The 24317-nt window shown below is 67.7% G+C and carries 20 protein-coding genes; 12 read left to right on the top strand and 8 right to left on the bottom strand.

From position 1 onward, the window contains the following. Positions 1-7 precede the first annotated feature (7 nt). Positions 8-1201 (top strand): rhamnogalacturonan acetylesterase, encoded by a 1194-nt coding sequence (locus AC4EEO_RS01425; protein ID WP_491339707.1) that lies wholly within the window; start codon positions 8-10, stop codon positions 1199-1201. Between the two features lie 115 nt (positions 1202-1316). Here the strand turns inward: AC4EEO_RS01425 and AC4EEO_RS01420 are convergent, their stop codons facing one another. From AC4EEO_RS01420 to AC4EEO_RS01410, 3 genes are all read right to left on the bottom strand, one after another. After that, entirely contained in the window at positions 1317-2930 is a 1614-nt protein-coding gene (locus tag AC4EEO_RS01420; protein ID WP_491330679.1) for an AMP-binding protein, read from the bottom strand. Between the two features lie 136 nt (positions 2931-3066). Next, positions 3067-3726 carry a response regulator transcription factor gene (locus AC4EEO_RS01415; RefSeq protein WP_133831802.1) on the bottom strand — a complete coding sequence of 220 codons (660 nt, stop codon included), beginning with the start codon at positions 3724-3726 and terminating at the stop codon, positions 3067-3069. Then, positions 3719-5071 carry a sensor histidine kinase gene (locus AC4EEO_RS01410; protein WP_491330680.1) on the bottom strand — a complete coding sequence of 451 codons (1353 nt, stop codon included), beginning with the start codon at positions 5069-5071 and terminating at the stop codon, positions 3719-3721. The genes AC4EEO_RS01415 and AC4EEO_RS01410 overlap by 8 nt, the downstream gene beginning before the upstream one ends. Before the next feature lie 166 nt (positions 5072-5237). On the opposite strand from AC4EEO_RS01410, the gene AC4EEO_RS01405 reads away from it, so the two are divergent. Both AC4EEO_RS01405 and AC4EEO_RS01400 read left to right on the top strand, forming a co-directional pair. Continuing rightward, positions 5238-6341 carry an FtsX-like permease family protein gene (locus tag AC4EEO_RS01405; RefSeq protein WP_491339706.1) on the top strand — a complete coding sequence of 368 codons (1104 nt, stop codon included), beginning with the start codon at positions 5238-5240 and terminating at the stop codon, positions 6339-6341. A gap of 26 nt (positions 6342-6367) precedes the next feature. After that, positions 6368-7072 carry an ABC transporter ATP-binding protein gene (locus AC4EEO_RS01400; protein WP_491339705.1) on the top strand — a complete coding sequence of 235 codons (705 nt, stop codon included), beginning with the start codon at positions 6368-6370 and terminating at the stop codon, positions 7070-7072. 80 nt (positions 7073-7152) lie between these two features. Here the strand turns inward: AC4EEO_RS01400 and AC4EEO_RS01395 are convergent, their stop codons facing one another. After that, entirely contained in the window at positions 7153-10107 is a 2955-nt protein-coding gene (locus AC4EEO_RS01395) for an exo-alpha-sialidase (protein ID WP_491339704.1), read from the bottom strand. 149 nt (positions 10108-10256) lie between these two features. Here AC4EEO_RS01395 and AC4EEO_RS01390 point away from each other — a divergent pair, with 149 nt between their 5' ends. Next, complete coding sequence (locus AC4EEO_RS01390; protein WP_491339703.1) at positions 10257-11975, top strand: sialidase family protein; 1719 nt, start codon at positions 10257-10259, stop codon at positions 11973-11975. A 4-nt stretch (positions 11976-11979) separates the two neighbouring features. Here the strand turns inward: AC4EEO_RS01390 and AC4EEO_RS01385 are convergent, their stop codons facing one another. Next, positions 11980-12873: a DUF4862 family protein gene (locus AC4EEO_RS01385; RefSeq protein WP_491339702.1), complete on the bottom strand. Its 894-nt coding sequence runs from the start codon at positions 12871-12873 to the stop codon at positions 11980-11982. A gap of 151 nt (positions 12874-13024) precedes the next feature. On the opposite strand from AC4EEO_RS01385, the gene AC4EEO_RS01380 reads away from it, so the two are divergent. Genes AC4EEO_RS01380 through AC4EEO_RS01350 form a run of 7 tightly spaced genes read left to right on the top strand, consistent with a single transcriptional unit; the run spans position 13025 to position 21199 of the window. Next, positions 13025-14665: an ABC transporter substrate-binding protein gene (locus tag AC4EEO_RS01380; protein WP_018760918.1), complete on the top strand. Its 1641-nt coding sequence runs from the start codon at positions 13025-13027 to the stop codon at positions 14663-14665. Positions 14666-14686: 21 nt separating this feature from the next. Further along, on the top strand, positions 14687-15643 hold the full coding sequence (locus tag AC4EEO_RS01375; protein ID WP_285319686.1) for an ABC transporter permease: 957 nt from the start codon (positions 14687-14689) through the stop codon (positions 15641-15643). A 3-nt stretch (positions 15644-15646) separates the two neighbouring features. Next, on the top strand, positions 15647-17767 hold the full coding sequence (locus AC4EEO_RS01370) for a dipeptide/oligopeptide/nickel ABC transporter permease/ATP-binding protein (protein ID WP_018760916.1): 2121 nt from the start codon (positions 15647-15649) through the stop codon (positions 17765-17767). Further along, a complete protein-coding gene (locus AC4EEO_RS01365; RefSeq protein WP_285319683.1) occupies positions 17764-18570 on the top strand; it encodes an ATP-binding cassette domain-containing protein in 807 nt (268 codons plus the stop codon). Before AC4EEO_RS01370 ends, AC4EEO_RS01365 begins: the two co-directional genes overlap by 4 nt. Positions 18571-18613: 43 nt before the next feature. Further along, the gene (locus AC4EEO_RS01360; protein ID WP_491339701.1) at positions 18614-19543 is read left to right on the top strand and encodes a dihydrodipicolinate synthase family protein; all 930 of its coding nucleotides are present in this window, start codon (positions 18614-18616) and stop codon (positions 19541-19543) included. Between the two features lie 10 nt (positions 19544-19553). Beyond that, positions 19554-20519: an ROK family protein gene (locus AC4EEO_RS01355; RefSeq protein ID WP_491340382.1), complete on the top strand. Its 966-nt coding sequence runs from the start codon at positions 19554-19556 to the stop codon at positions 20517-20519. Next, positions 20516-21199, top strand: coding sequence for an N-acetylmannosamine-6-phosphate 2-epimerase (locus AC4EEO_RS01350; protein ID WP_491339700.1), 684 nt, complete (start codon positions 20516-20518; stop codon positions 21197-21199). Before AC4EEO_RS01355 ends, AC4EEO_RS01350 begins: the two co-directional genes overlap by 4 nt. A gap of 6 nt (positions 21200-21205) precedes the next feature. Here the strand turns inward: AC4EEO_RS01350 and AC4EEO_RS01345 are convergent, their stop codons facing one another. The 3 genes from AC4EEO_RS01345 to AC4EEO_RS01335 all read right to left on the bottom strand — a co-directional run bounded on the left by AC4EEO_RS01345 (position 21206) and on the right by AC4EEO_RS01335 (position 23602). Continuing rightward, the gene (locus AC4EEO_RS01345; protein WP_018760911.1) at positions 21206-21766 is read right to left on the bottom strand and encodes a hypothetical protein; all 561 of its coding nucleotides are present in this window, start codon (positions 21764-21766) and stop codon (positions 21206-21208) included. Positions 21767-21996: 230 nt separating this feature from the next. Further along, positions 21997-22764, bottom strand: coding sequence for a glucosamine-6-phosphate deaminase (locus AC4EEO_RS01340; RefSeq protein ID WP_285319677.1), 768 nt, complete (start codon positions 22762-22764; stop codon positions 21997-21999). Between the two features lie 106 nt (positions 22765-22870). Then, a complete protein-coding gene (locus AC4EEO_RS01335; protein WP_491339699.1) occupies positions 22871-23602 on the bottom strand; it encodes a FadR/GntR family transcriptional regulator in 732 nt (243 codons plus the stop codon). Positions 23603-23838: 236 nt separating this feature from the next. Between AC4EEO_RS01335 and AC4EEO_RS01330 the strand changes: the two genes are divergently transcribed. Next, positions 23839-24315 (top strand): sensor histidine kinase, encoded by a 477-nt coding sequence (locus AC4EEO_RS01330; RefSeq protein WP_285319675.1) that lies wholly within the window; start codon positions 23839-23841, stop codon positions 24313-24315. Positions 24316-24317: the final 2 nt, after the last annotated feature.

Below are 24317 nucleotides of genomic sequence, written 5' to 3'. Positions count from 1 at the left end.
GATGAATGTGACCGCACAACGCGCCGCTACCCGCATTGCCGTCCGCGCACCGCTGGCCTGCTGCCTGGCCTCGGCAGTCCTGGCAGCAGGCGCCGGGCTCGCCGTCACGGCCCCTGCCGCAAACGCAGAGCCCAGCAACTACCGTTTCGACTTCGGCGGCGGGCCGGTGGAACAGGGATACACGGGGGTCAGCGCAACTGACGCATACAGCCCCGGGAAGCGGTACGGCTTCAACACCCCGGAACACATGGCCAACGTCCCGGCCAAGGGCACCGGCGCCGGCAGCGCCGCCGTGCGCTTCCTTGAATACGGCACCAAAAGCACCAACACCTTCAACGTGGACCTCAAGGAAGGCCTCTACAAGGTCACGGTCACCCTGGGCGACACAGCACGGGCCAGCATCGCCGCGGAAGGCGTCTTCCAGGTCATGAACATGACCGGCAACGGGGCCACCGATTCCTTCGAGATCCCCGTGACAGACGGCCAACTGAACCTCCTGGTCACCGAGGGCAAGGCGGGGACAGCTTTCACGCTCAGCTCATTGGAAATCGAGAAGGTGTCCCGCCACCCGGCCATGGACCCCACCATCTGGGTGGGCGGCGACTCGACCGTGGCCAACTACTACCCCCTGGAGTCCAGTGTCCAGGGCGGCTGGGGGCAGCTGCTCCCGCAGTACATCGACCCGGCGGCCTTCGACGTCCGGAACATGGCAACCGGCGGCCAGATCGCCCGCGGCTTCCGCAACGACGGCCAGCTCGAGGCCATCCTGAAATACATCAAGCCCGGCGACCTGTTCCTGCTTGAGATGGGCATCAACGATACCGCCGCAAAAAACGCCACCTCCGAGGCCGAGTTCAAGGAGATCATGCGGGACATGCTCCGCCAGGTGGCGGCCACCGGCGCCACCCCTGTCCTGGTCACGCCCCAGGGACGTGCCACGGACTTCGTGGACGGCGTCCACTCCGCTGTGGACCGCTGGTACCGGCATTCCACGGTTGCCCTGGCCCAAGAGGAGAACGTCCCGCTGGTGGACCTCAACGTCCTGTCCTCGGCGTACTTCACGGAAATCGGTCCCGAGGCGACGCTGACACTGTTCATGACAGGCGACACCTTGCACCCCAGCCGGGCCGGCGCCGGCGAACTGGCCCGGCTCGTCGCCGGCGACCTCGCCAGGCAGGGCCTGCTCCCCGGCCCCGCCTGACCGGCAGGGGCAAGCGGGAACGCTGACTGGATAAGGAAACCACGACGGCGGCGCGCGGCTCCCATGGTTCCCAGCCTCGGGTGCCGTGCCACCGCCGTCGTCCGTCCGGGTGCTTCTAGCTGCCGGAGGAAGCGGCCCGCTGCTGCCGCAGGATGTAGCGCTGCAGCTTTCCGGACGGCGTCTTTGGCAGGTCCTCGACGAAGTGGATACGGCGCGGATATGCGTGTGCGGCGAATTGCGTCTTGACCAGGGCCTGGAGTTCAGCGACCAGGGCGTCGCTTCCGGTGGTCCCGCCGGCCAGGACAACGTAGGCTTCCAGGACTTCTCCGCGCAGTTCGTCGGGGGCGCCCACCACGGCGCTTTCCGCCACCGCCGGATGCGTGGACAGGACGCTCTCCACCTCGAACGGACCAATCCGGTATCCGGCCATGATGATCACGTCGTCATCCCGGGAGGAGAAAAAGTAGAAGCCGTCCTCGTCCACCATGCCCGCATCACCGGTCAGGTACCACTTGCCGTCCGCGCTGAACCTCCCGGCCGTCTTCTCCGGCGCGTCCTGATACCCCCGGAACCACATCATGGGGCTCCCCGCCACGTCTACGGCAACGCGGCCCAGCTCACCCGGCGCGGCCGGTTCGTCAGCATTGTCCTTGAGGACCTCGCAGCTCCACCCCGGCAGGGGCCGTCCCATGGAACCTGGCCGCAGCTCCGTCCTGACGTCGTCGTGCCAGGCGTTGATGATCATCATCCCGTGTTCGGTCTGTCCATAGTGGTCCCGCACCGGAACCCCAAGCATTTCCCGGGCCCAGCTGATCACCTCCGGGGTCAACGGTTCGCCGGCGGACGAGGCGCGCCGAAGGTGGAAAGGACCTGTTCCGGCGCCGGCTTTCGCGCGCATGGTGCGGTACACCGTGGGAGCAGCGGCGAAGTTGGTGACGGAAAAAGCCTCCAGCACCTTGAAGCTGAGTTCCGGGGAGAAACCCGGTCGCAGCAGCAGGTTCCGCCGCCCCGCCGCCATCGGGCCGAGGATCCCGTAGTACAGGCCGTAGGCCCAGCCGGGGTCTGCGGCATTCCAGAACACATCCTCCTCGCTGACGTCCAGACCCAGTTCGACGTACTGGCGGAAAGCGGCCAACGCCCGGAGCGGCACCGGCACACCCTTGGGAGCGCCGGTGGTTCCGGACGTGAAGATCAGCACCAAAGCACCTTCACCGCCCACGGCTTCGGCCGCGATGCCGGGTTGTTGCCTGGCCAGGAGCGGGCCGAGCGCCACGTCGGGAAGGGAGGCCTCCGCACCGGCCACCACCACGGCGGCCCCGGTTTCCTGGATCTTCGTCCGCTGGTCGGGGTCGGTGATCACAGCCTTGGCGCCGGAGGCTGTGAGGCGAAGTTCGATGGCGGGCCACGCGAAGGCCGTGAACAGCGGGACATGGACTGCCCCGCGCCGCCAGATGGCCAGGAGCATGACCACCAGGTCTGCCGACTTTCCCATCAGGGTGGCCACGGCATCCCCGGGCCCGATCCCCAGTTCCGCCAATGCTGCCGCACCCCGCTCCGAGCGCTCCCGGAGCTCCCCGTAGGTGATGTCCTCCGCGGAGAGGTCCGCTGCAACCACCGTAAAGGCAACGGCGCCCGGATCGTGGCTGTCGCACAGGAGCTCCGCTGCGCAGGCATCGGCCGCGCCGTAAGTGGCAAGAAGGGCATCAACGGCGGGAACCGGACGGGACATTCGTTCTCCTTTGAACAGCGTGGCACGGGGGCAGTGAAATAAACCTACTGCACAGTAGGGCCACCGGGCGTCCCCCGGCACTGTGTGGCAGGCACGCGGCAAGGTCCCGTGGCCCGACACGTCGCTGCATCAAAACTCAGCCCCTGGCGCCCGGCGGCCGGATGATGCGCCGCTGGGTGGCTGCGGCGATGGCGGCCGTGCGGTTGTCCACGCCGAGCTTGCCGTAGATGTGCACCAGGTGGGTCTTGACCGTGGCCTCCGAGATGAAGACCTGCCTGGCGATGCCCCGGTTGGACAGGCCGGTGGCCAACAGTTCCAGCAGCTGGACTTCCCGCGGTGTCAGCGAGGTTCCGGGGTTGCTGATCCGGTCCATCAGCAGTGCTGCCGCCCGCGGCGCCAGGGCCGTGCCGCCGGCCGCGGCCTGCAGCACCGCCTGCCGCAGCTGTTCCGGGGGTGCGTCCTTCAGCATGTACCCGCTGGCACCGGCCTCGACAGCGGCAAGGATGTCCGCGTCGGTGTCGTAGGTGGTGAGGATGAGCACCGGCGGAGCCGGGTGGAGCTTCCGGATCTCGGCAGTGGCGGTGACGCCGTCCATCCCCTCCCCCATCTGCAGGTCCATCAGCACCACATCCGGCATACCGCCCAGCGCTGCCAGCCGCGCCAGTTCGTGCAGCGCAGCCCTGCCGTCGGAGGCTTCAGCGGCAATGGAAATGCCGTCGAACCCCGTCAGCATGGCCCGCAGGCCGGCACGCACCACGGGATGGTCGTCCACCAGCAGGACCCGGACCTCACCCATCGCTTCGTCCTTCCAGCGGGGCAGCACCGTCCGAAACGGGACTCTCCACCGGCAGCCGGATGGCCACCACCGTTCCCTCCCCGGGTGCGGACTCCACCGCCAGCGAGCCGTTAAGGCCGGCAACGCGCTCCCGCAGCGAACGCAGCCCGAACCCGCTGCCGTCCGCAGCGTCCGGGGCACCGGCCGCTCGGGACGGCTCAAAGCCCGTACCGTCGTCGTAAATGTCCATGGTCACCTCCGTGCCAAGGAAGGCAAGGGTGACGACGGCGTTCGCGGCCCGGGCGTGGTCGCGGACATTGGCGAGGCTCGCCTGCGCCGCCCGCAGCAGGGCCACGCGCACGGGCTGGGGCAGATCCTGCGGCTCACCGTCCACCTCCAGCCGGCACCGCAGCGCAAGCCCGGCGGCTGCGGCGCCGGTCTCCGTGGTCCCGCACAGCCGGCGCAGGGCCTCCACCAGCGTGGTCCCCTCAAGGTGCGGCGACGACAGCCCGCGCACAAAGCTCCGCGCCTCGGCAAGGTTGTCCGCTGCGGCCTGCTGCACCAGCGCCAGCCGGGCGGCCGCCGTCGGTTCGTCACCGTCGGCCAGCGACTGTTCGGCGGCCCTCCCCAGGAGCACGATGCTGGACAGCCCCTGCGCCAAGGTGTCGTGGATCTCCCGGGCCAGGCGCTCCCGCTCCGCCAGCACCCCGGACTGGTGCTGGGACCGGGACAGTTCCTCGCGCGTGCGCCGCAGTTCGTCCGCTGCACGCCGCTGGTTCTCTGCCTCCCGGTAGAGGGCCGCGTAGGCGAGGCCGGTGATCACGGAGAACACCGCGCCCAGCACGGGCCCCACCACGGCGGCCGCAGGCGGGACCGGCGCGCCGCTCACTGCCCACTGGGAGACGATCACCGCCGCTGTCATCAGGGCGATCGTCAGCAGCGCCGCGCGCCGCGGCAGCAGGTGCAGATGCAGGAAGAAGATGGGGAAGGCCAGCCAGGCGAAGTCCGCACTCCCGGCAAGCAGCACCGCCCACAGGGCCGTAACCAGGCCCAGCCACAGCAGGCCGTAGCGGCGGGGGTTGAAGCCGATCCTGGCTTCGGCGTGCCGCTTTTCCAGGACGGTCCCCGCCAGGTAGATGACGGCCAGGACGACGGCGGCTGCCGCCCACAGCCAGCGCAGCGGACCGCCATCAAGGAACAACCGGACCAGGGCGACGGCCAACAGGACGGCGAACCCCGCGTGCAAGGTGACGCGCAGGACCCGGAGGATCGCGGCCGATGACGCATTTTCCAGGGCGGCCAGCGGCCCCTTGGCCGGGGCGCCGCCGGTTTTTTGCGGTGACGGCGGCAGGGGCGTGGCAGGCATTTCATCAGCTTATGCCGGGCCCGCCGGGACGGGATCAACCAAAAGGTTGACTGCGGGCTCAACCTTTCCATTCCCGCGGATCAACCGTCCCCGCGATGCCGCCGCAGGCTTCCGCCGGGAGAGTGGAAGGACAAGAGAATCCACCCCTGCTGAGAGAAGAAACAACGTGTTCCTGGCAATCCGCGATATCCGCTTCGCCAAAGGCCGGTTCGCCATGATGGGCGGCGTCGTAGCCCTGATTACCCTCCTGCTGGTCATGCTGTCCGGCCTGACGGCGGGACTCGCCGAGCAGTCGACGTCGGCAATCGGCAAGCTCGGTGCGTCCGCCGCCCGGCCGGTGGACGCCATTGCCTTCGGCGCCCCCGGAGCCGGCACGCCCAAGGCGTCCTACACGGAAAGCTCCGTGACGGCCGGGCAGGTGGCCCGGTGGAGGAACCAGCCCGGCGTCCAGTCCGCCGAACCGCTGGGCATCACCCAGACCCGGGCGCAGGCGGCCGGCGGCGCGGGGACCGCCAACGTCGCCGTGTTCGGGGTCTCGCCGGGCAGCCCGCTGGCACCGGTGGAGGTATCCGCCGGGACCGCGGTGCTGGGTGCCTCGACGGCGGAAGCGCTGTCCGCAGGCCAGGGCGACAAGGTCTCTGTTGGCGGTATCGAGTTGGGCGTAGCCGCCGTGGTGCCGGACCAGTGGTACGCGCACACCAGCGTGGTGTGGACTGCGTTGCCCGCGTGGGCAAAGGTGGCGCACGTGTCCGAAGGCGACCAGCTGGCCACGGTCATCGCCGTCACTTCCGTGCCCGGGGCCGCGGTGGACGGGGCCGAGGCCAATGCGGCCGCAGGCACGGTCAGCGAATCCCGGACCGGATCATTCCAGGCCCTGGGCTCCTTCAAGAGCGAGAACGGGTCCCTGACCCTGATGCAGGCCTTCCTGTACGGGATCTCGTCGTTGGTGATCGTTGCCTTCCTGACGGTCTGGACCATCCAGCGCACCCGCGACATCGCCGTCCTGAAGGCCATGGGCGCCTCCGGCTCCTACATCCTTAAGGACGCCATGACCCAGGCCGCGATCGTCCTCGTGGCCGGGGCCGCCATCGGTGGAGCAGTGGGCGTGGCCGCCGGTGCGCTGGCGGCCCAGGCTGCCCCGTTCCTGCTGAACGCCGGCACCACGGTGCTTCCCGTCGTCGGGATTGTTGCCCTGGGCCTGGCCGGCGCCGCACTGGCGGTCCGCCGCGTCACCAAGGTCGATGCGCTGCTGGCGCTCGGCGGCAACTGATCCACCCTTACGAAAGGAACGCCATCATGTCCTCCCCCACCCCTGCTCCCCTGAGCCTGGTCGACGTCACCCTCGAATACCCCGACGGCGGCGGGACCACCACGGCCCTGGACCGGGTCAGCCTCACGGCCCGGGCCGGTCAGCTGGTCTCGCTGGTGGGCCCGTCCGGCTCGGGCAAGTCCAGCCTCCTGGCCACCGCCGCCACCCTGGTCCGCCCCACCCGCGGGCAGGTCCTCATTGACGGCACGGACACAGCCGGCCTCAAGGACAAGGAACTCACCGCCCTGCGCCGGGACAAGGTGGGCATCATCTTCCAACAGCCCAACCTGCTGGCATCGCTCACGGCCGCCGAGCAACTCATCATCAGCGACCACCTGCGGGGCAGGTCCGCCAAGGCGGCCCGGGCGAAGGCTGCGGAACTGCTGGACGTCGTCGCGCTCGGTGGCAGCGCCCGAAAACTGCCGCACCAGCTCTCCGGTGGCCAGCGCCAGCGGGTGAACATTGCCCGGGCACTCATGGGCAATCCCAAACTGCTGCTGGTGGACGAGCCAACCGCCGCCCTGGACCACGAACGCAGCGCCTCGATCATCGGGCTGCTGCGCCAGGTGACCACCGAGTTCGGGGTTGCCACTGTGATGGTCACCCACGACACCGAGTTCGTGCCGCTGACGGACCTGGTGGCCACCATGCGCGACGGCAGGCTCACCGCGCCTGTGCTGGCGGGAGCCTGAACACGGGCCTCACCCCGGATGGCCCCGGCGGGATCACCGCCGGGGCCATCCTCATCGATGGTGCCCGCTGGGCAGCCGGGCTAACCTTTCGGGGTCACCTGGAGCCGGTCGAACGAGACCTGCTTGCCGTCCTTGTCCAGCACCACCACGTCATCGCGGCCGTTTTGCACGCCGGCGGGCAGGATGAATTCCACCGTGTTGTCCGTGGTGGGGAAGATCCAGCCGAACCGGTAGCTGCGCTTGTTCATGTACACGTAATACCACTGGCCGTAGTCGAGCCCCGCGAGGACCACTTTTTGGCCGTTGCGGTATTTGTCCGCGGTGCCGAGGTCGAACGGTGCCACCTGTCCGTCCAGGTCCTGCACCGCAAGCGCGGGAACCAGGTCCGGCTGGGCAGGCTGCACATTCAACTGGATGGCACCGCCGGTCACCGTGGCGGACACGCCTTTGGCACCGTTGTTTGCCGTGGCAGCGAACGTGACCGGTCCAAGCTTCCCGGCCGCGACGTCCGCGGCGGTCAGGCTGTACGTCCGGGTTGCCGCCAGGGTGCCGCCCGCCGCCAGGTGCGGTGCCGCGATGCCGGCATCCGGGGCGTCCACATTGTCCAGGGAGACGTTTCCGGCGTTGCCCAAGGTGTAGGTGTACGTGATGGCGTCGCCTGCGGAGGCATAGCGGTCGCCGTCCAGGTCCGTCCACTCGGCCGCAACGGTGCCGTCAAGCCTGGCGTCCCGGACTTTCACGTCGGTTTCGCCGCTGTTCACCGCGTAGGTCCGGGTAGTCTGGCCAGCCGCACTGACCTCCCAGGTGGAGTCCGGGACAAAGAATCCCTGGTCCGCTTCGGCGGCCGTCACGGTGTGGCGGGGCGTGGCACATGTGTACCCCTGTCCGGCGGGGAGGACGCTGTAACGGCAGTTGCCCGGCCCCTCGGGAAGGAACGGACTGAAGTTGCCGGCGGTGGGGACCACCTTCTCCACCAGCGGACTGCTGTTGGTCACATCAAATTTGTACGGGAACGCTTCGCCCTCCGTGTACGGCTGGGTGGCGAGGTCGCGGCCGGCGTCGTTGCGGCTGCCTGCGATACCGGCGGACACCAGCCCGTCCCGCAGCGGCACCGCGGCCCCGCTGAAGGCAACGGTCTTGGTGAGCGTCGGCGTCGCGCTGGCCGTGATGCTGAAGGTTGCCTCGGGGACGAAGTAGCCGCGGTCGATGTCCTGCGCGGTGAGCGTGTGCTTGGCAGTGGTGCAGTTGTAGGAGGCGCCGGCGGCCAGGTTGTTGTACCGGCAGTTGGGCGCCGACGGCGGCAGGAAACCTGCATCGAAGTTCCCCGAGACCGGCACCGAGTTGGCCGTCACGTTCGCCGTGCTTTTGACGGCGAAGGTGTACCCCAGCACGTCGCCGGCTTTGTAGGGATTGGCCGCCACGTCCCGGGCGGGTGCAGCTCCCGTGATGCTGAGGCCCACCTGCGGCGCCACCGGCACGGTGGCGGTGAACGTGGACTGCGAGACCCGGCCGTCCGCCGTCGTTAGCGCTGCGTTGAGGTTCTGCGGCCCGCTGGCCGTGGCCGCCGCAGTCAGGGCGACGTTGACGGCAACCGAGGCGCCGGGGGCGACGTCGGGCACGGGCACCGTGGTGGCGGACCAGCCCGTGGGGGTAAAGACGGTGGCGGTGGCCCCTGACAGGGTGGCGGCTTCCTGGTTGGTCACGGTGACCGCCACCTGCTGGGTGGCACCGGGCGCCGTGGTGACGGCGGGGACGGACAGCGGTGCGCAGGCGTAGTTGAGCCAGGCGTCGTCGAAGGTGGAGAACTGCATGTTGTCCGTGTAGTTCCCCTCGTAGAGGACGCCGAACCTGCCATCCTCCAGCCGGGTCACGGTGGAGTAGGCGGAGAACCCGGGACGGATGGTGCGCACCCCGGGCCAGGTGGCGCCGTCGTCGCACGAGACCCGGGCGGAGACGTTCTCGCGCGCGGTCTTGGAATTGGCGTTGGTGAAGACCAGTTTCCTGGCGTCCGCCGTGCCCGGGGCAGCGTTGGGGAACATGCGGGCGATGGAACCGTTGTTGGCCGGATCCGGCAGCTCCGTGTCCTGCGTGACGGGACCGTAGGTGGCCCCGCCGTCGCTGGAAACAGCAACCTTCCGGTAGCCCTGGTTGGCGTTGTCCCGGGAGTTCAGCAGGACCCTGCCGTCGGAAAGCTCAACGGTCTTGTTCTCATCCATCCGGTCACCCACGTTGGCGCCCTTGTGCCAGGTGGCACCGTGGTCGTCCGAATAGACGCTGTACGCCTGGATTTTGTTCGTTCCATCGGCCTGGCGGACGTCACCGGCGTACTGCTGGATCAGCCGGCCCTTGTATGGGCCGTACTTGAGCTGGATGCCTTCGCCGGAGGAGGCGAAGTTGGACCGGACATCGCCCGCAACCGGGCTGGTGCTGCTGGCGCCCGGCTTGGTGACGTTGGTGATGAGCCGCGGCCCGGTCCACGTGAGGCCGCCGTCGGAGGATTCGATCACGGCGGAGGAAATGACGTTGCGGTCCGCGTCATCATTGCCGAACTGGCTGCCGCCGAATCCTTGGTCCTTTGAGTAGACGAAGAACGCAAAGACCTTGCCTGCCTCCGCGTCGTAGACGTAGGAGGGATCGCTGTAGCCGTATTTCGGCCCCGCGGCATCGGCCACGTGGCCTGCGGCAATCACCTGCACCGGCCCCCACGTGCGCCCGCCGTCCGTGCTGCGCCGCTGGACGATCGAGTTGGGGTTGGGTGCGTCTGCGGAGTTGCCCGGCCGCCCGTCCCAGGCCGCCAGGACCACACCGTTGCCAAGGTAGGTCAGCGCGGGGATGCGGTAGAAGAAGTTGTCCGCGGTGCGGTCGGACCCCAGGTTGGTTTCCTGGAAGGTTCCGGGCGGGTTGGTGGGGCTGTTGCCAGGAATGGGCGCCGCCTGCGCCGCAACACCTCCGGCAAGCAGTGCCAGGGCCAGGGCGGCTGATCCGGCGGTTCTGCACAGTGTCAGGGGTGTGCGGTGTCTTTGGGAATGTGGCAAAGGGACTGACCTTTCTGGATGCCGCGGCGATGCGGCTCTCGGCAGGGCGTCGTCGTTCAGGACCTTCAAATGTTGTTCCTACTACGTACGACGTCCTACCAATGTAATGTGCCGACAGTCACAAAGCCAGAGGTGGCTATGCTGTAGATGTGACATCCCATCTCCTTCCCGCCACCCGCGCCGCACGCCCCGCCATCCCCGCCGCGCGGCCCGCCGTCGAGCATGTCCTGGCGGCCCGCGGCCGCGGCGGCTACCGTCAGTACCGGATCCCCGCCCTCGCCGTCACCGTCAGGGGGACACTGCTCGCGGCCTATGACGGCCGGCCCAACCTGGACGATCTCCCAAGTCCCATCGACCTGCTGATCCGGCGCAGTACGGACAGCGGGCGCACCTGGAGTGGCCAGGAAGTGGTGCGGACCGGAACCGGGCTGGAAGGATTCGGGGACCCCAGCCTGCTCGTTGACGCCGAGACCGGACGGATCTTCCTCTTCCACGCCGCCGGGACGCATGCCGGCTTCTTCGAGGCCACAGCGGGGATGGACCACCACGACCACCAGGTCCAGCATTGCGATCTCAGCATGTCCGACGACGACGGCCTGACCTGGCAGCACCGGCGCATTACGGCGGACCTCAAGGCAAGCAGCGGACGGGAGATCACGGGCATCTTCGCCGCGGCCGGCCAAGGGATCCAGATCCACTGCGGCCCGCACCAGGGGCGGCTGGTGCAGCAGTATGTGGTGTTGAGCGGGGGCAGGATCATGGCAGCCTCGGCCTACAGCGACGACCATGGCGATACCTGGCGGCTTGGCCGGCTGATTGAGGGGACAGCCGACGGCGGCGCCCCCAACGAGAACAAGGTGGCCGCGCTCAGCGATGGCAGGCTGCTCCTGCACAGCCGGGCCACGCCGCAGCGCCTTGCGGCCGCCTCCGACGACGGCGGCCACAGCTGGAGCACGCCGGTTCCGGTCGCGGACCTTCCCGATCCCAGCGACAACGGTTCACTGGCCCGCTTCGACGGATTGCCGTCCGTCACCGGCCTCGCCGCGCCGGCCACGGATTCCTGGCTATTGGCCACCAACAACCAGGACCCCAATCTGCGCCGCAACACCGTGCTGAGCCTGTCCCCCGACGACGGCGCCACCTGGCCTGCCAAGCTGGTGCTGTGCCCGGGCAGCTCGGCGTACTCCACCGCCACCCGCCTGCCGGACGGCAACATTGGTGTGCTGTACGAACGCCAGGGCTACCGCGAGATCGTTTTTGCCTCGGTGCCGTCCGGCCAGCTCACCGGCCAGCTTTCGTCACCGGATACAGCAGGGCCCGACGACGGCCTGCCGCCGTCCGAGCCGGGCTTGGCCTTCGACATGGAGTTGCGGTCCATCACCCCCGGGCTTCCCCCCGTGTGGCTAAACGCCGGCGAATTCCACGTGATGGCATCCGGCGGAGATGGCTGGGGCGCCGAGTCATGGAAGGAGATCGGCCAGGCCTACTCCCCGGACCAGGCCCAGGTCCTGGGCACCCGGGAGGCGCAGGACCTGAACTACGGTCCGGTCACTCCCGGATACAAGGCCGGGGACATTCTGGCATTCACCGGCAGGGCCCGGAATGAGGGCAGCCACACCGTCCGGGACGTGCGCCTGCACGGTCCGGGGGCGGGGGAGTTTCCGGCAACCGACCTCCCGCCGGGCCAGGAGGTTCTCTACTTCACGCCCACCTACACCGTGACGGCGGAGGACATGGAACAGGACGACTTTGAGGTTAGCTTTGCAGTGGAAGCTGCGGTTGGCGGCGGCAGGAAACAACCCTCCCGGACCTTCCGCTGCGACGTCGCGTCGGGAGCCATCACCGTGACAGGGAGCACCGGGCGCTGAGCCGCTACTCCCCCACCAGGACCGACATGTGCCGGAGCCGCTCCACGCGTTCTTCCGGCGACAGCTCATCAGGACCAAGCCCGACCTTGAACCCAAGGATGGGGAGCGGACCCGCTGCGGCAAGGCACCGGTCAATTTCGTGGCGGTTCAGCATGGAGCTGGGCGGGGCGCCCTGGATCTCCACTGCGGGGAGGTGTGCGTCGATCCACGCATAGCCGAAGCCGGTTTCCTCCGGCGAGCAGCCGGAAAAGACCAGGCCCTCGAGGACGCCTGCTTCACGGCCGAGCGACAGGTGTTCAACTGCCGTTTCAGGACTGCCTGATTCGATGACTGAGCGCGCCCAGTTAACGGTCACACCCACGCGCTCCAAACCTTGGTTCCGGAGCGAAACGGCGATGTCCACCTCTTCGGCAAAGGACAAGAACCCCTTCTCCGGACTTGCCCCTGGGCGTGGGGCGTCGCAGTGTTCGATCAGCACTCGCGCCGATCCCCAGTCCCACTCCAGGACTTCCTTGAGCGATTCCTCGAACCAGCGGGCGGAGGCGCCCCCGGTAGGCGCGGAATGGAGTTCAACAGCCTCCACCTCATGCCCGGCATCCTGCAGCCCGCGGGCATACTCCCGGACACCCGCCGCGAAGTCGAGGGCTTCCCGCCGGCCCGCCGTGTCAGCGGAGGCCAGGCCGAACGCCGCGTTGGCGGCCAGCCGCTGCATGGTCCCGGGGATGGCGGTGACCACCGCGGACCAGGTCTCCGGCGCCCCGGCGGGCCAGCCGGTCCCGCCATGCGGACCATAGGGAAGCTCAAGTCCGCGGATCGGGGAAATGGCAGCGAGGCCCCGGTAGAACTGCTCCTGCAGTTCGACGGGCTGGGCGGGGTAGGCGCCGACAATCAAGGACAAGGAAGCTCCATTCGCGAAGGGTATGGCGTCAGGCCAAGCGTAAATGCAAGAAACATTAGTCCACTTGACGCTGGCTGTGATGGGACTTACAGTTTTCCATACGAGCTAGGACATCCTACATCCGATAAACATCTCCTGAACGGTGAGGCCAATGAACAACATCAAGAACCTGCCGCTGGTCAATGACGCCAGCCGCCGGAACTTCCTCAAACTCGGCGGGGCCATGGGCCTGGCCGCAGCCTTTGCCAGCTCCCTGGCCGCCTGCGGTGGACCGGCCGCCACCACCAGCAGCTCAACCACCAACACCTCGCCGATCAACAAGGACCTCACCATCGAGGCCGGCATCTCTTACGCCCTCTCCACCGGCTTCGATCCCATTTCCTCCTCCGGCGCCACCCCCATGGCCGCCAACCTGCACGTCTTCGAGGGCCTGGTTGAGCTCCACCCGGCAACCCGGGAGCCCTACAACGCCCTGGCTGCAACTGATCCCAAGATGGTCAACCCCACCACCTACCAGGTGGCCATCCGCGAAGGCGCCACGTTCCACGACGGCACCCCGGTCACCGCCGAGGACGTGGTCTTCTCCTTTACCCGGGTCATGGATCCCGCCAACAAGTCCCTGTTCTCGCAGTTCATCCCGTTCATCCAGGACGTCAAGGCCCTCGACGCCAAGACCGTGGAATTCACGCTGAAGTACGCCTTCCCCGGCTTCGGACCCCGGATCTCTGTGGTAAAGGTGGTGCCCAAGGCGCTCACCAACTTCCCGGCCGGCTCGGACCAGCTGAAATCCTTCGATGCCAAGCCCGTTGGAACCGGCCCGTACAAGCTGGTTTCCGCCGTCAAGGACGACAAGATCATCTTCGAGGCGAACCAGGCCTACAACGGCCCCATGCCGGCACTGGCCAAGGGCATGACCTGGCTGCTGCTCTCCGATGCCGCCGCCCGCGTGACCGCAATGCAGTCCGGCCGGGTCCAGGCCATCGAGGACGTCCCCTACCTGGACATGCAGGGGCTCAAGTCCGCAGCCACCGTTGAATCCGTACAGTCGTTCGGCCTGCTGTTCCTGATGTTCAACTGCTCCGCCGCGCCGTTCGACAACAAGCTGGTCCGCCAGGCCCTGCACTACGGCCTGGACAAGGACTCCATCATCAAGAAAGCCCTGTTCGGCAACGCCAAGCCGGCCAGCTCCTACTTCCAGGAGGGCCACCCGGACTACGTCAAGGCCAAGAACGTCTACAGCTACGATCCCAACAAGGCTGCAGACCTCCTCAAGCAGGCCGGCGTCTCCAGCCTGGAGTTCGAGCTCCTCACCACGGACACCGCGTGGGTCAAGGACGTTGCTCCCCTGATGCTGGAATCCTGGAACAAGATCCCCGGTGTCAAGGTGACCCTCAAGAACCTGCAGTCCGGCGCCTTGTATACGGACCGCGTCGGCAAAGGCGACTACAAGGTGGTTGCGGCGCCAGGCGATCCGTCCGTCTTCGGCAACGACGCAGACCTCTTGCTGAGCTGGTTCTACGCCGGTGACACCTGGATGAAGAACCGCGCCTACTGGGGCTCGACGCCTGAGCGTGCCCAGCTCGTGGACCTCATGACCAAGGCCGGCCAGTCGTCCAAGGATGACGCCAAGAAGCTCACCGGGCAGATCGTGGACCTGGTCTCCGAAGAGGTGCCCCTCTACCCGCTGTTCCACCGCCAGCTTCCCAGCGCCTGGGATGCAAAGAAGCTCAGCGGCTTCAAGCCCCTTCCCACCACCGGAGTTTCCTTCGTTGGTGTGGGCCGCACCGCCTAGCCACACCAACCGGAGACTACATTGACCACGATATTGCGCCTCCTGGGCCGGAGGCTGGCAGCCCTGCCGCTGATGGTCCTGGGCATCACCTTGCTCGTGTTCCTCGTCCTGCAGGCCGCTCCCGGCGACCAGGCGAGCAGCGCCCTGGGCGAAGGGGCCAGCGAGGAAGCGAAAGAGCAGTACCGGCAGGCGAACGGCCTGAACGATCCGCTGCTGCTGCAGTACTTCCGCTTCCTTGGAAAACTCCTCCAGCTCGACCTCGGAGTCACCACTCCGCCGGCGAAATCCGTGGCAAGCATGATCGGCTCAGCCTTCCCCCTGACGCTGCAGCTGACGCTCCTGGGCGTCATCATCGCGGTCGTGGTCTCGCTGGTCTTCGGCATCATCGGCGCCTTGTACCGGGACAAATGGCAGGACCAGCTGGTGCGGGTCTTCTCCATCGCCGCGGTGGCAACGCCGTCGTTCTGGCTGGGCATCCTGCTGATCCAGTGGTTCGCCCTTGGTCCGGCACCGCTGTTCCCGTCCGGCGGCATTGCCACCCCGGAATCCGGGTTCGGCGGCTGGCTCAACTCGATGGCGCTGCCCGCCCTGGCACTGGGCATCCCGGTCTCGGCTTCCCTCATCAGGGTGGTCCGCACCTCCATGGTGGAGGAGCTGGACCGGGACTATGTCCGCACCGCCATCGGCAACGGCGTCCCGTACCGGGAAGTGGTCTCCAGGAACGTGCTCCGCAACGCCCTGGTCACTCCGGTCACCGTGCTGGGACTGCGGATCGGCTACCTGCTGGGCGGCGCCGTCGTCATTGAAATGATCTTTGCGCTGCCCGGCATGGGCCAGCTGATCCTCAACGGCATCACCAACCTTGACGTGAACCTGGTGCAGGGCGTGGTCCTGACCATTTCCGTGACTTTCGTCCTGGTGAACATTGCCGTGGACCTCCTCTACCTGCTCATCAACCCCCGAATCAGGACCGTGTGACCCATGCGCAGCAAACTCGCTGAACGTCTGAGCGCCCCCGGACTTCGCTTCAAGGCCCTGCCCTGGGGCTCCCGCCTGGCCCTCTCCTTCCTGGTGGTGATCGCCCTCGCGGCCGTCTTCGCCCCGGTCCTGGCACCGCACGACCCGCTGGAGACCTTCCTGCCGGCCACGCCTCCCGGCGCCGAGCACTTCTTCGGCACCGACCGGCTGGGCCGCGACATCTTCTCCCGCCTGCTCTACGGTTCCCAGTCCTCGCTGATGATCGGCCTGGGCGCCGTGGCACTGGCGGTCCTCGCCGGCGCGTTCCTCGGCTCGCTCGCCGCGACATCCAGCAAGGCCGTGAACGAACTGCTCATGCGCCTCATGGACATCCTCATGGCGTTCCCGGGCATCGCCCTGGCGGCGGTCCTGCTGGCGGCATTCGGCAACTCGGTGCCCACCATCATCGTGGCCATCGCCATCATCTACACCCCGCAGCTGGCCCGGGTGGTCCGCGCCAACGTGCTCGCCCAGTACGGCGAGGACTACGTCCGGGCGGAACGGGTCATCGGCGCCGGCCGCTTCTACATCCTGGCCAAGCACATCGTGCGCAACACCGCGGCCCCCGTCCTGGTGTTCGCCACGGTGATGGTGGCCGACGCGATCATCCTCGAAGCCTCGCTGTCCTTCCTGGGCGCCGGCGTGCAGGATCCGGCCCCGTCGTGGGGCAATGTGATCTCCTACGGCCGCAACCTGGTCCTCTCCGGCGGGTGGTGGGCCACCACTTTCGCTGGCCTCACCATCCTGCTGACCGTGCTGGCGCTGAACATCCTGGCCGAAGGACTCACCGATGCCATGGTGAACCCGCGGCTCCGCAAGGCACCTGCGGTGAAGGACGACGACGGCGCCGCGGCATCGGTGGCCGGCGCGGCTGTCGCCGCGGTGGACACCGAGGTAGCCACCTCGGTTGCGCAACCCTCAGTCGTGGAGGAACACGAGCTCGACGGCGTCCGCGAGGCAACAACTGCGAATGCCGGCGAGCGCGAGCTGGCCCATTCCGCCCTGCTGACCGACCGCCGCGCGGCGGCCGCCACCCCGCACGCCCTGCTGGACCGCGAGCTGGAACTCCTCGCCGCCGTCGAGGCCACCCGCACCGACCGGCTGCCCCAGGTTCCCGCCAACACCCGCACCGTCCTGGAAGTCAGGAACCTGTCCATCCGGTTCCCCGGCCGCTTCGGTGACACAGCCATCGTGGACAACGTCTCCTTCACCGTCCGCGAAGGCGAAACCATGGGCCTGGTGGGTGAATCCGGCTGCGGCAAGTCCATCACGTCGCTGGCCATCATGGGCCTGCTGCCCAAGACAGCGAAGATCACCGGTTCCATCACCTTCGACGGCAAGGAACTGCTGGATCCAAAAACCGGGCACAGCAACGTCAAGGCCTACCAGGGGCTTCGCGGCGAACAGATCGCCATGGTCTACCAGGACGCGCTCAGCTCGCTGAACCCGTCCATGAAGATCAAGGACCAGATGACGCAGCTGACCCGCCGCGGCGGCCGGAAGACACCGGCCGAACTGCTGGAGATGGTCAAACTGGACCCCGTCCGCACCCTGGCCAGCTACCCCCACGAGCTCTCGGGCGGCCAGCGCCAGCGCGTCCTGATCGCCATGGCGCTCTCCCGCTCGCCCAAGATCGTGGTGGCAGACGAACCAACCACCGCGCTGGACGTTACGGTCCAGAAGCAGGTGGTGGACCTGCTCAACGAACTGCGGGAGCAGCTGGGCTTCGCCATGGTGTTCGTCAGCCACGACCTGGCGCTGGTGGCCTCGCTGGCCCACCGGATCACGGTGATGTACGCCGGCCAGGTGGTTGAATCCGCCCGCGCCTCCGAACTGCTGCGGAACCCGAAACACGAATACACCCGCGGCCTGCTGGGTGCCGTGCTCTCCATCGAAGCGGACGCTGCCCGCCTCCACCAGATCCCCGGCACCGTGCCTTCGCCCCAGGATTTCGCCAGCGGCGACCGCTTCGCACCCCGGTCGCTGCGCAGCGATGCCGACCCCAACCAGGCACTGGTCCTCACCGCCGTGGGCGGGGACTCGGACCATTACTGGGCCAGCCACCTTAAGGAGGACGCCAAGTGAGCGTATCCACCGGCAAACCGGTCATCGAACTCAAGGACGTAAAGGTCCATCACCGCGCACGCACCGGGGGGCTCTTCCGGCCCAACATCGTCAAGGCCGTCAACGGGGTTGACTTCACCATCAGCCGCGGCGAAACGGTGGGCATCGTTGGCGAATCCGGGTGCGGCAAGTCCACCCTGGCCTCGGTCCTGGTGGGGCTGCAGGCGCCCACATCCGGCGAGGTGCTGTTCCACGGCAAACCGGCCATCAAACGCAACGCCGCCATGCGAAAGGAGTTTGGCCGCGCCGTCTCCGTCGTCTTCCAGGACCCCGCCACGGCACTGAACCCGCGCATGACCATCCAGGACATCCTGACCGACCCGCTCCAGGTCCACGGCATCGGCAACGCCGCGTCCCGGGCCGCCAAAGTCAAGGAACTCCTGGCGCTGGTAGGGCTGCCAGCCTCCGCGGCGGAAGTAACGCCGTCGCAGGTTTCCGGCGGGCAACGCCAGCGTGTTGCCATCGCCAGGGCCTTGGCCCTGGACCCGGACATCATCGTTGCCGACGAACCCACCTCGGCGCTGGACGTGTCCGTCCGCGCCCAGGTGCTGAACCTGCTCTCGGACCTGAAGACCCAACTGAACCTGGGCATGGTGTTCATCTCCCACGACATCCAGACCGTCCGCTACGTTTCCGACCGCATCTGCGTCATGTACTTCGGCGAAATCGTGGAGGAAGGACCGGCGGCCCAGGTGTTCGACACCCCCCGGAACGACTACACCCGCAAACTCCTCGGTGCCGCGCCCAGTTTGCTGCACACCTGAAATTTTCAACCCCACCTCTTACAACCACGCATTGGAGTTTTCCGTGTCTTCCCAGTTCTCGGGCGTCATTCCCCCTGTCGTCACCCCCCGCCACGCAGACGGCAGCATCGACACCGCCTCGCTGCAGAACCTCACCAAGCACCTGCTCGACGGCGGCGTGTCCGGGCTCTTCGTCCTGGGCTCCTCAGCGGAGGTGCCTTACATGACCAACGCCGAACGCGCACAGGTGGTCAGCACCATCGCCGAGGCGAATTCTGCTGCTGGCGCAGCCCGCGTGCCGCTGATCGTGGGCGCCAACGAACAGACCACCAACCGCGTCATCGAGGAAGCCAAGCGGGTGGTGGACCTTGGCGCGGATGCCATCGTGGTCACCTCCATGTACTACGCGATCGGCAACGCCGAGGAAACCGAAACGCATTTCCGGAGCATCCATGCAGCCGTTGACGCCCCGGTCTTCGCCTACGACGTCCCTGTGCGCACCCATTTCAAGCTCCCCACCGACCTGCTGGTCCGGCTGGGCCGCGACGGCGTCATCGCCGGCGTCAAGGACTCCTCCGGGGACGACGTCGCCTTCCGCCAGCTCCTGCTCGCCGCCCGTGGCATCGAAAACTTCGACATCTTCACCGGACACGAAGTGGTGGTGGACGGTGCCCTGCTCGGCGGCGCACAAGGCGTGGTTCCGGGCCTGGGCAACGTGGATCCCCGCGGCTACCGCAACCTGGTGGACGCTGCAGCTTCCGGCGACTGGGCGAAAGCCGCCGCCGAACAAGACCGCCTGGCCGACCTCTTCGAGATCGTCTACACCCCCAACGGACGAGTCTCCGGAGGGGCGGCCGGGTTGGGTGCCTTCAAGACGGCGCTGCAGCTCATGGGCGTCATCGAATCCAACACCATGAGCGCACCCATGCAGGCGTTGAACGAAGAAGAGACCACCGCGATCAAGGTCATCCTCGAACGCAACGGCCTGGTGTAAAACGCTGGTGATGTACGCCGTTGGTGTTGATCTTGGCGGTACCAAGACTGCAGCGGGAGTGGTCTCTGCCGCGGGGGAGGTCCTGTTTTCGGAGACCATCCCCACGCTGAACCGTGACGGCGGGTCCGCCATCCTCGATGCCACTGCTGCGCTGGTTACCGCGTTGATTGGCCGGGCCCGCAAAGAGGGCCTGGCCGTGTCGGGGGTTGGAATCGGCTCCGCCGGTGTGATCGATTCCGCCCGCGGCGTGGTGGTCTCGGCCACGGATGCCATCCGGGGCTGGGCCGGGACGGCACTGACCGCAGGCCTGGCCGCCCGGCTGGACCTGCCGGCGTCGTCCGTCCGGGCAGTGAACGATGTCCACGCCCACGCCCTGGGTGAGGCCTGGACCGGAGCGGCCGCAGGGACTGCAAGTTCGTTGCTGGTGGCGTTCGGCACGGGCGTGGGCGGCAGTTTCGTGGTGGACGGCCGGCCCGTCCTGGGACACCGGCATGCCGGCGGCCATGTGGGCCATTTCGCCTCACCGCACGCCTTTCACGGGGGCGTTGCGCTGGCGTGCGTCTGCGGCGGGTCAGGGCACGTCGAAGCGATCGCCTCCGGCCCGGCCGTCCTGGAGGCCTACCTCCGGCTGGGTGGCACCGCCCCTGCCCGCGACGCCCGCGGCGTCTTCGCCCTGGCCGGCGCCGGCGACTCCACTGCCGCCAAGGCCATCCACGCCTCCGCTGCGGCCGCCGGCCAGGCGGTGGGCGGCCTGGCCAACATCCTCGATCCCGAAATCGTTGTGGTCTCCGGCGGCCTGGCCGATGCCGGGGAGCGGTGGTGGGAGCCCATGCGGGTAGCGCTCCGGGCCGAACTCCTGCCGGCGCTGGGAGACCTGCCGGTGGTACCCGCGGCCCTGGGCAATGCCGCTGCCCTTGTGGGCGCTGCCCGCCTGGTTCTTCTGCCCCTCCACACCAGCCAAGGAAGCACTCCATGATCCTGTCCCCCGAAGCCCTGGAATCCCTGCGGGGCCGGCTCATCGTGTCCTGCCAGGCCTACCCCGGCGAACCCATGCGGGATCCCCGCACCACCGCCCAGGTGGCTGCCTCCGCCGTGATCGGCGGCGCCGCGGCGGTCCGCGTGCAAGGCCTGGCAGATATCCAGTACACGCGCGCCGCCGTCGAGGTTCCGGTCATTGGGCTCTGGAAAGACGGGCATGACGGGGTCTTCATCACACCCACGTTCAGGCACGCCCTGGCCGTGGCCAACGCCGGCGCCCACGTGGTGGCGGTGGACGGGACCCGCCGTGACCGGCCGGACGGGCTGACCCTGGCGCAGACTGTCGCCGGGATCCACCAGGAATCCCACGCCCTGGTCATGGCGGACTGTGGTTCGCTCCAGGATGCCGCCGCCGCCGCCGAGGCCGGTGCGGACCTCATCGGCACCACCTTGGCCGGTTACACCGGCGAGCGCCCCAAGACCGCCGGCCCGGACCTGGAGTTGCTGGCGGATATCGCAGCGGCCGGTTTCGGTGTCCCGCTGATCGCCGAGGGCCGTGTCCATTCGCCGGCGCAAGCCCGGCAGGCCCTCGACGCCGGCGCCTTCGCGGTGGTTGTGGGCACGGCCATAACGCACCCCGCCACCCTCACCGGCTGGTTCGTGGACGCCTTGGCCTAACCGCGGCTAACCGGTCTTTTGCAACGTTGCGTTGCGGGTCAGCAGTTCGGGAGCTTGGGGCTGCCGCGGTTCAGTGAAGGGCATGACCAGCAGGTTGCGGTGCAGGGTGACCCAGCCGTCCCGTTCCATCGGGCCGTGATCAAACTGGTCGGGGACAAAGAGAATGTCCCTGCCGTCGGGGTCCTGCACTTCCGCCAGGATGTCCCGGCCGTCGGGGATGTAGTCGCAGGCCTCCCAGTAGGACACCTGGTCCAGGTCATACTTCCCCACCAGGCATGCGACGCCTGACGTCCTGGCCGGCGCGGCGTAGTAGGTCATGGACTCATAGGAGGCGAGCTTCCGGGATTCACGGATGACCGCTTCGCCGTCCTCGTCCTGGATGGCCGGGATGGCGTCGCTCTTGGTCAGCTGCCGTTCCAGCACTGCCATGGTCCCGGGCGTTGCCATCAGGAAGTGCGTGTAAATAAGCCAAAGACCCGCGCAGGTACCCACGCCCACCACGGCGGAGAGGGTGATGATGAGTTTCCAGAACAACGTCAACGGTTGCGCCTGCCGTTTGGCGTTCATGGATGCCCGCTGCCGAGGTCTCCGTGCGCCGGACGCACGGCTGTGACGGACTCGGTGATATTCAAGCGCTGCCCCCTCAGGCTGTTGATCTTCCTGCACGCTACACCGTGCAGGCGGGCGCCCTTTTGCTTTGCCTTCGTGTCGCAGCCTTCGCCGTCGTGCCGCAGCAACGGGCCGACGGGCAGGATCCTGTGGTGGCGGCCGGGCGGCCGGGACACGGAGGGACGGTCCTAGACGCCAACAGCCTCCCGGGGAACGCGCACGGGAACCTGGCCGCTGCCGGGAGCCAGCAGTGCCGCCGCGGCTTCGTCTGCCACCACCGTCACGTGCTGGTGGAGTTGCAGCGCGGATGCGGGGCAGTCCTCCGAGACCTCGCCGTGCAGGGCGCGGGCGAGGATGCCGGCTTTGTCAGTTCCGGCCACCACCAGGAGCAAGTGCCGGGCCTCGAGGATGGTTCCGAGTCCCTGCGTGATGCACCGGCGCGGCACGTCGGATTCGGACGTGAAGTACCGGGCGTTGGCGGCGCGCGTGCGTTCGGCCAGGACTTCCACCCGGGTGCGGGAGGAGAAAGCGGATCCTGGTTCGTTGAAGGCAAGATGCCCATTGTGCCCGATGCCCAGGAGTTGCACGTCCACCCCGCCGGCAGCACGAATGGCAGCGTCGTAGTCCTCGGCTGCCTGCCCGGGGTCCGCCGCGTTGCCGGCGGGTACCCGAACGAGCGCCGGGTCCATTCCCAGCCGTTCGGTCACCTCCCGCCGCACCACCTCGCCATAGCTCTGCGGGTGTCCGGCAGGCAGCCCGACGTACTCGTCCAGGGCGAATGCGCGGACCCCGGACATGTCCAGCCGGTGCCCCGCAAGGGCTGCGTAGGCAGGAAGCGGAGAGCCTCCGGTCGCCACGCCCAGCACGGCGGCTGGCTTGGAGCGGACGACGGCGGCAAGAATCCCGGCGGCGACCACACCGGTGGCGGCGGCATCGGGAACGACAAAGATTTCCAAGGCTGGGCTTTCTCGTAAGGAAGGACTTAAGCAGGGCATGCGGCAGCCGGGCCGGCCGGCGTAGGGCCGCCTGCCGCGGAAGCGTGGTGGATCCGGGTTTGCGCCGCTAGGCGGACGCGACGTCCTTGAGTTTTTGGCGGATGCCGTCGAAGTGGCGCTGCAGGCGTTCGGCCGCGAGCGCCTTGTCCCGGTTGGCCACGGCCTCGTAGATGTGCCAGTGGATCCGGGCCTGTTCCTCCAGGTTGACCGGCCCCGATCCCAGGGCCTCATGGATCTGCCGGTAGACCTGCCAAAACACATCCATGAGATTGATCAGGAGTTCGTTGTTCAGGGGGGCATAGAGCTTCCGGTGGAATTCCGCGTCGTGCTCGGCCAGCGGCTCACCTTGGGCTGCGGCGGCCTGCATGGCCTCCATCGAGGACTTCAGGTCCGCGAGGTGTTCCTCCGTCAGCAGGTCGATGGCTGAACCAATCAGCCCTGACTCGAGGGCCTGGCGCACGTCGATGAGCTCCATGGCTTCTTCGCCTTTGTGCCGAAGGGACAGCCGGCCGCGGAACGTCAGTCCGGAAACCAGGGCGCTGAAGTTGTTGGGTGCCACGAACATGCCAAAGCCATGGCGGATTTCGATGACGCCGAGGGCTTGGAGGACCTTGAGGGATTCCCGGACGGTGTTCCGCCCGACGCCGAGCTCTGCGGACAGCTCGCTCTCGGTGGGCAGCGCATCGCCAACGTCCAGGCCACGTTCCAGGATGAGCTCCATGATTCGGGTCTGGAGGGCATGGGACCGGATTTGTGCACTGAACCTTGCGGGCGGTACCGCTGCGGATGCTACTGTCACGTCATCTCCTTTGACCGCACCGGGCGGCGGCCTCTCGTCTTCCATTAGTGTACAGGAGATGGGACGTCCTTCGTCTTATTTCGTTCATGCTTCCGGGAGCACGCACCACAGACCACCTTCGCCTCATGGTGCCCTGCGCAGAATTGATCCGATCTTGAGGCAAATCTTGCACCCCCTAGACATTTGAGGTCCACGCTGGAGGTATCAGACAAAACCAGCTTGGGGAGCAGGAAGTCATGGGAACCAAGACAGCATTGGACAACGAAGTCACCACGGTCGGAGGCGTGCTGACCGACCTCCAGCCGCTGGATTTCCACACTTTGGGGCTGGCCGGGTGCATCGACCGGCTCACGGCACCGCTTCGCCAGCACGGAATTACGGTCCACTGGGATACTCCGCACTGGGGCATCGAGATCCCGGCGGACTGTGCCTCCCTGCTGTACCAGTCGGCCCGGGAAGCCCTCAGCAACGCCTTTAAGTTCTCCGGCGCATCCACAGTGACCGTCCAGCTGCTGGCCGTTGACCACGGGATCCGCCTGGTGGTGGCCGACGACGGTGCGGGCTTTGACCGGGACGCCGCCACGTGCGGGCGGCACCACGGGTACGGGCTGCGGCTGATGGCGGTGGCCGTCCAGGAAGCCGGCGGCACAGTGGAGATCACATCCACACCGGGCAGCGGCACCAGCGTGACGGTAACCCTGCCGCTGGACTAACA

It is taken from the genome of Pseudarthrobacter sp. MOO13 (assembly GCF_058267655.1).
Note: the sequence above shows the minus strand (reverse complement) of the source record. Positions and strands in the feature narration are given on the sequence as shown.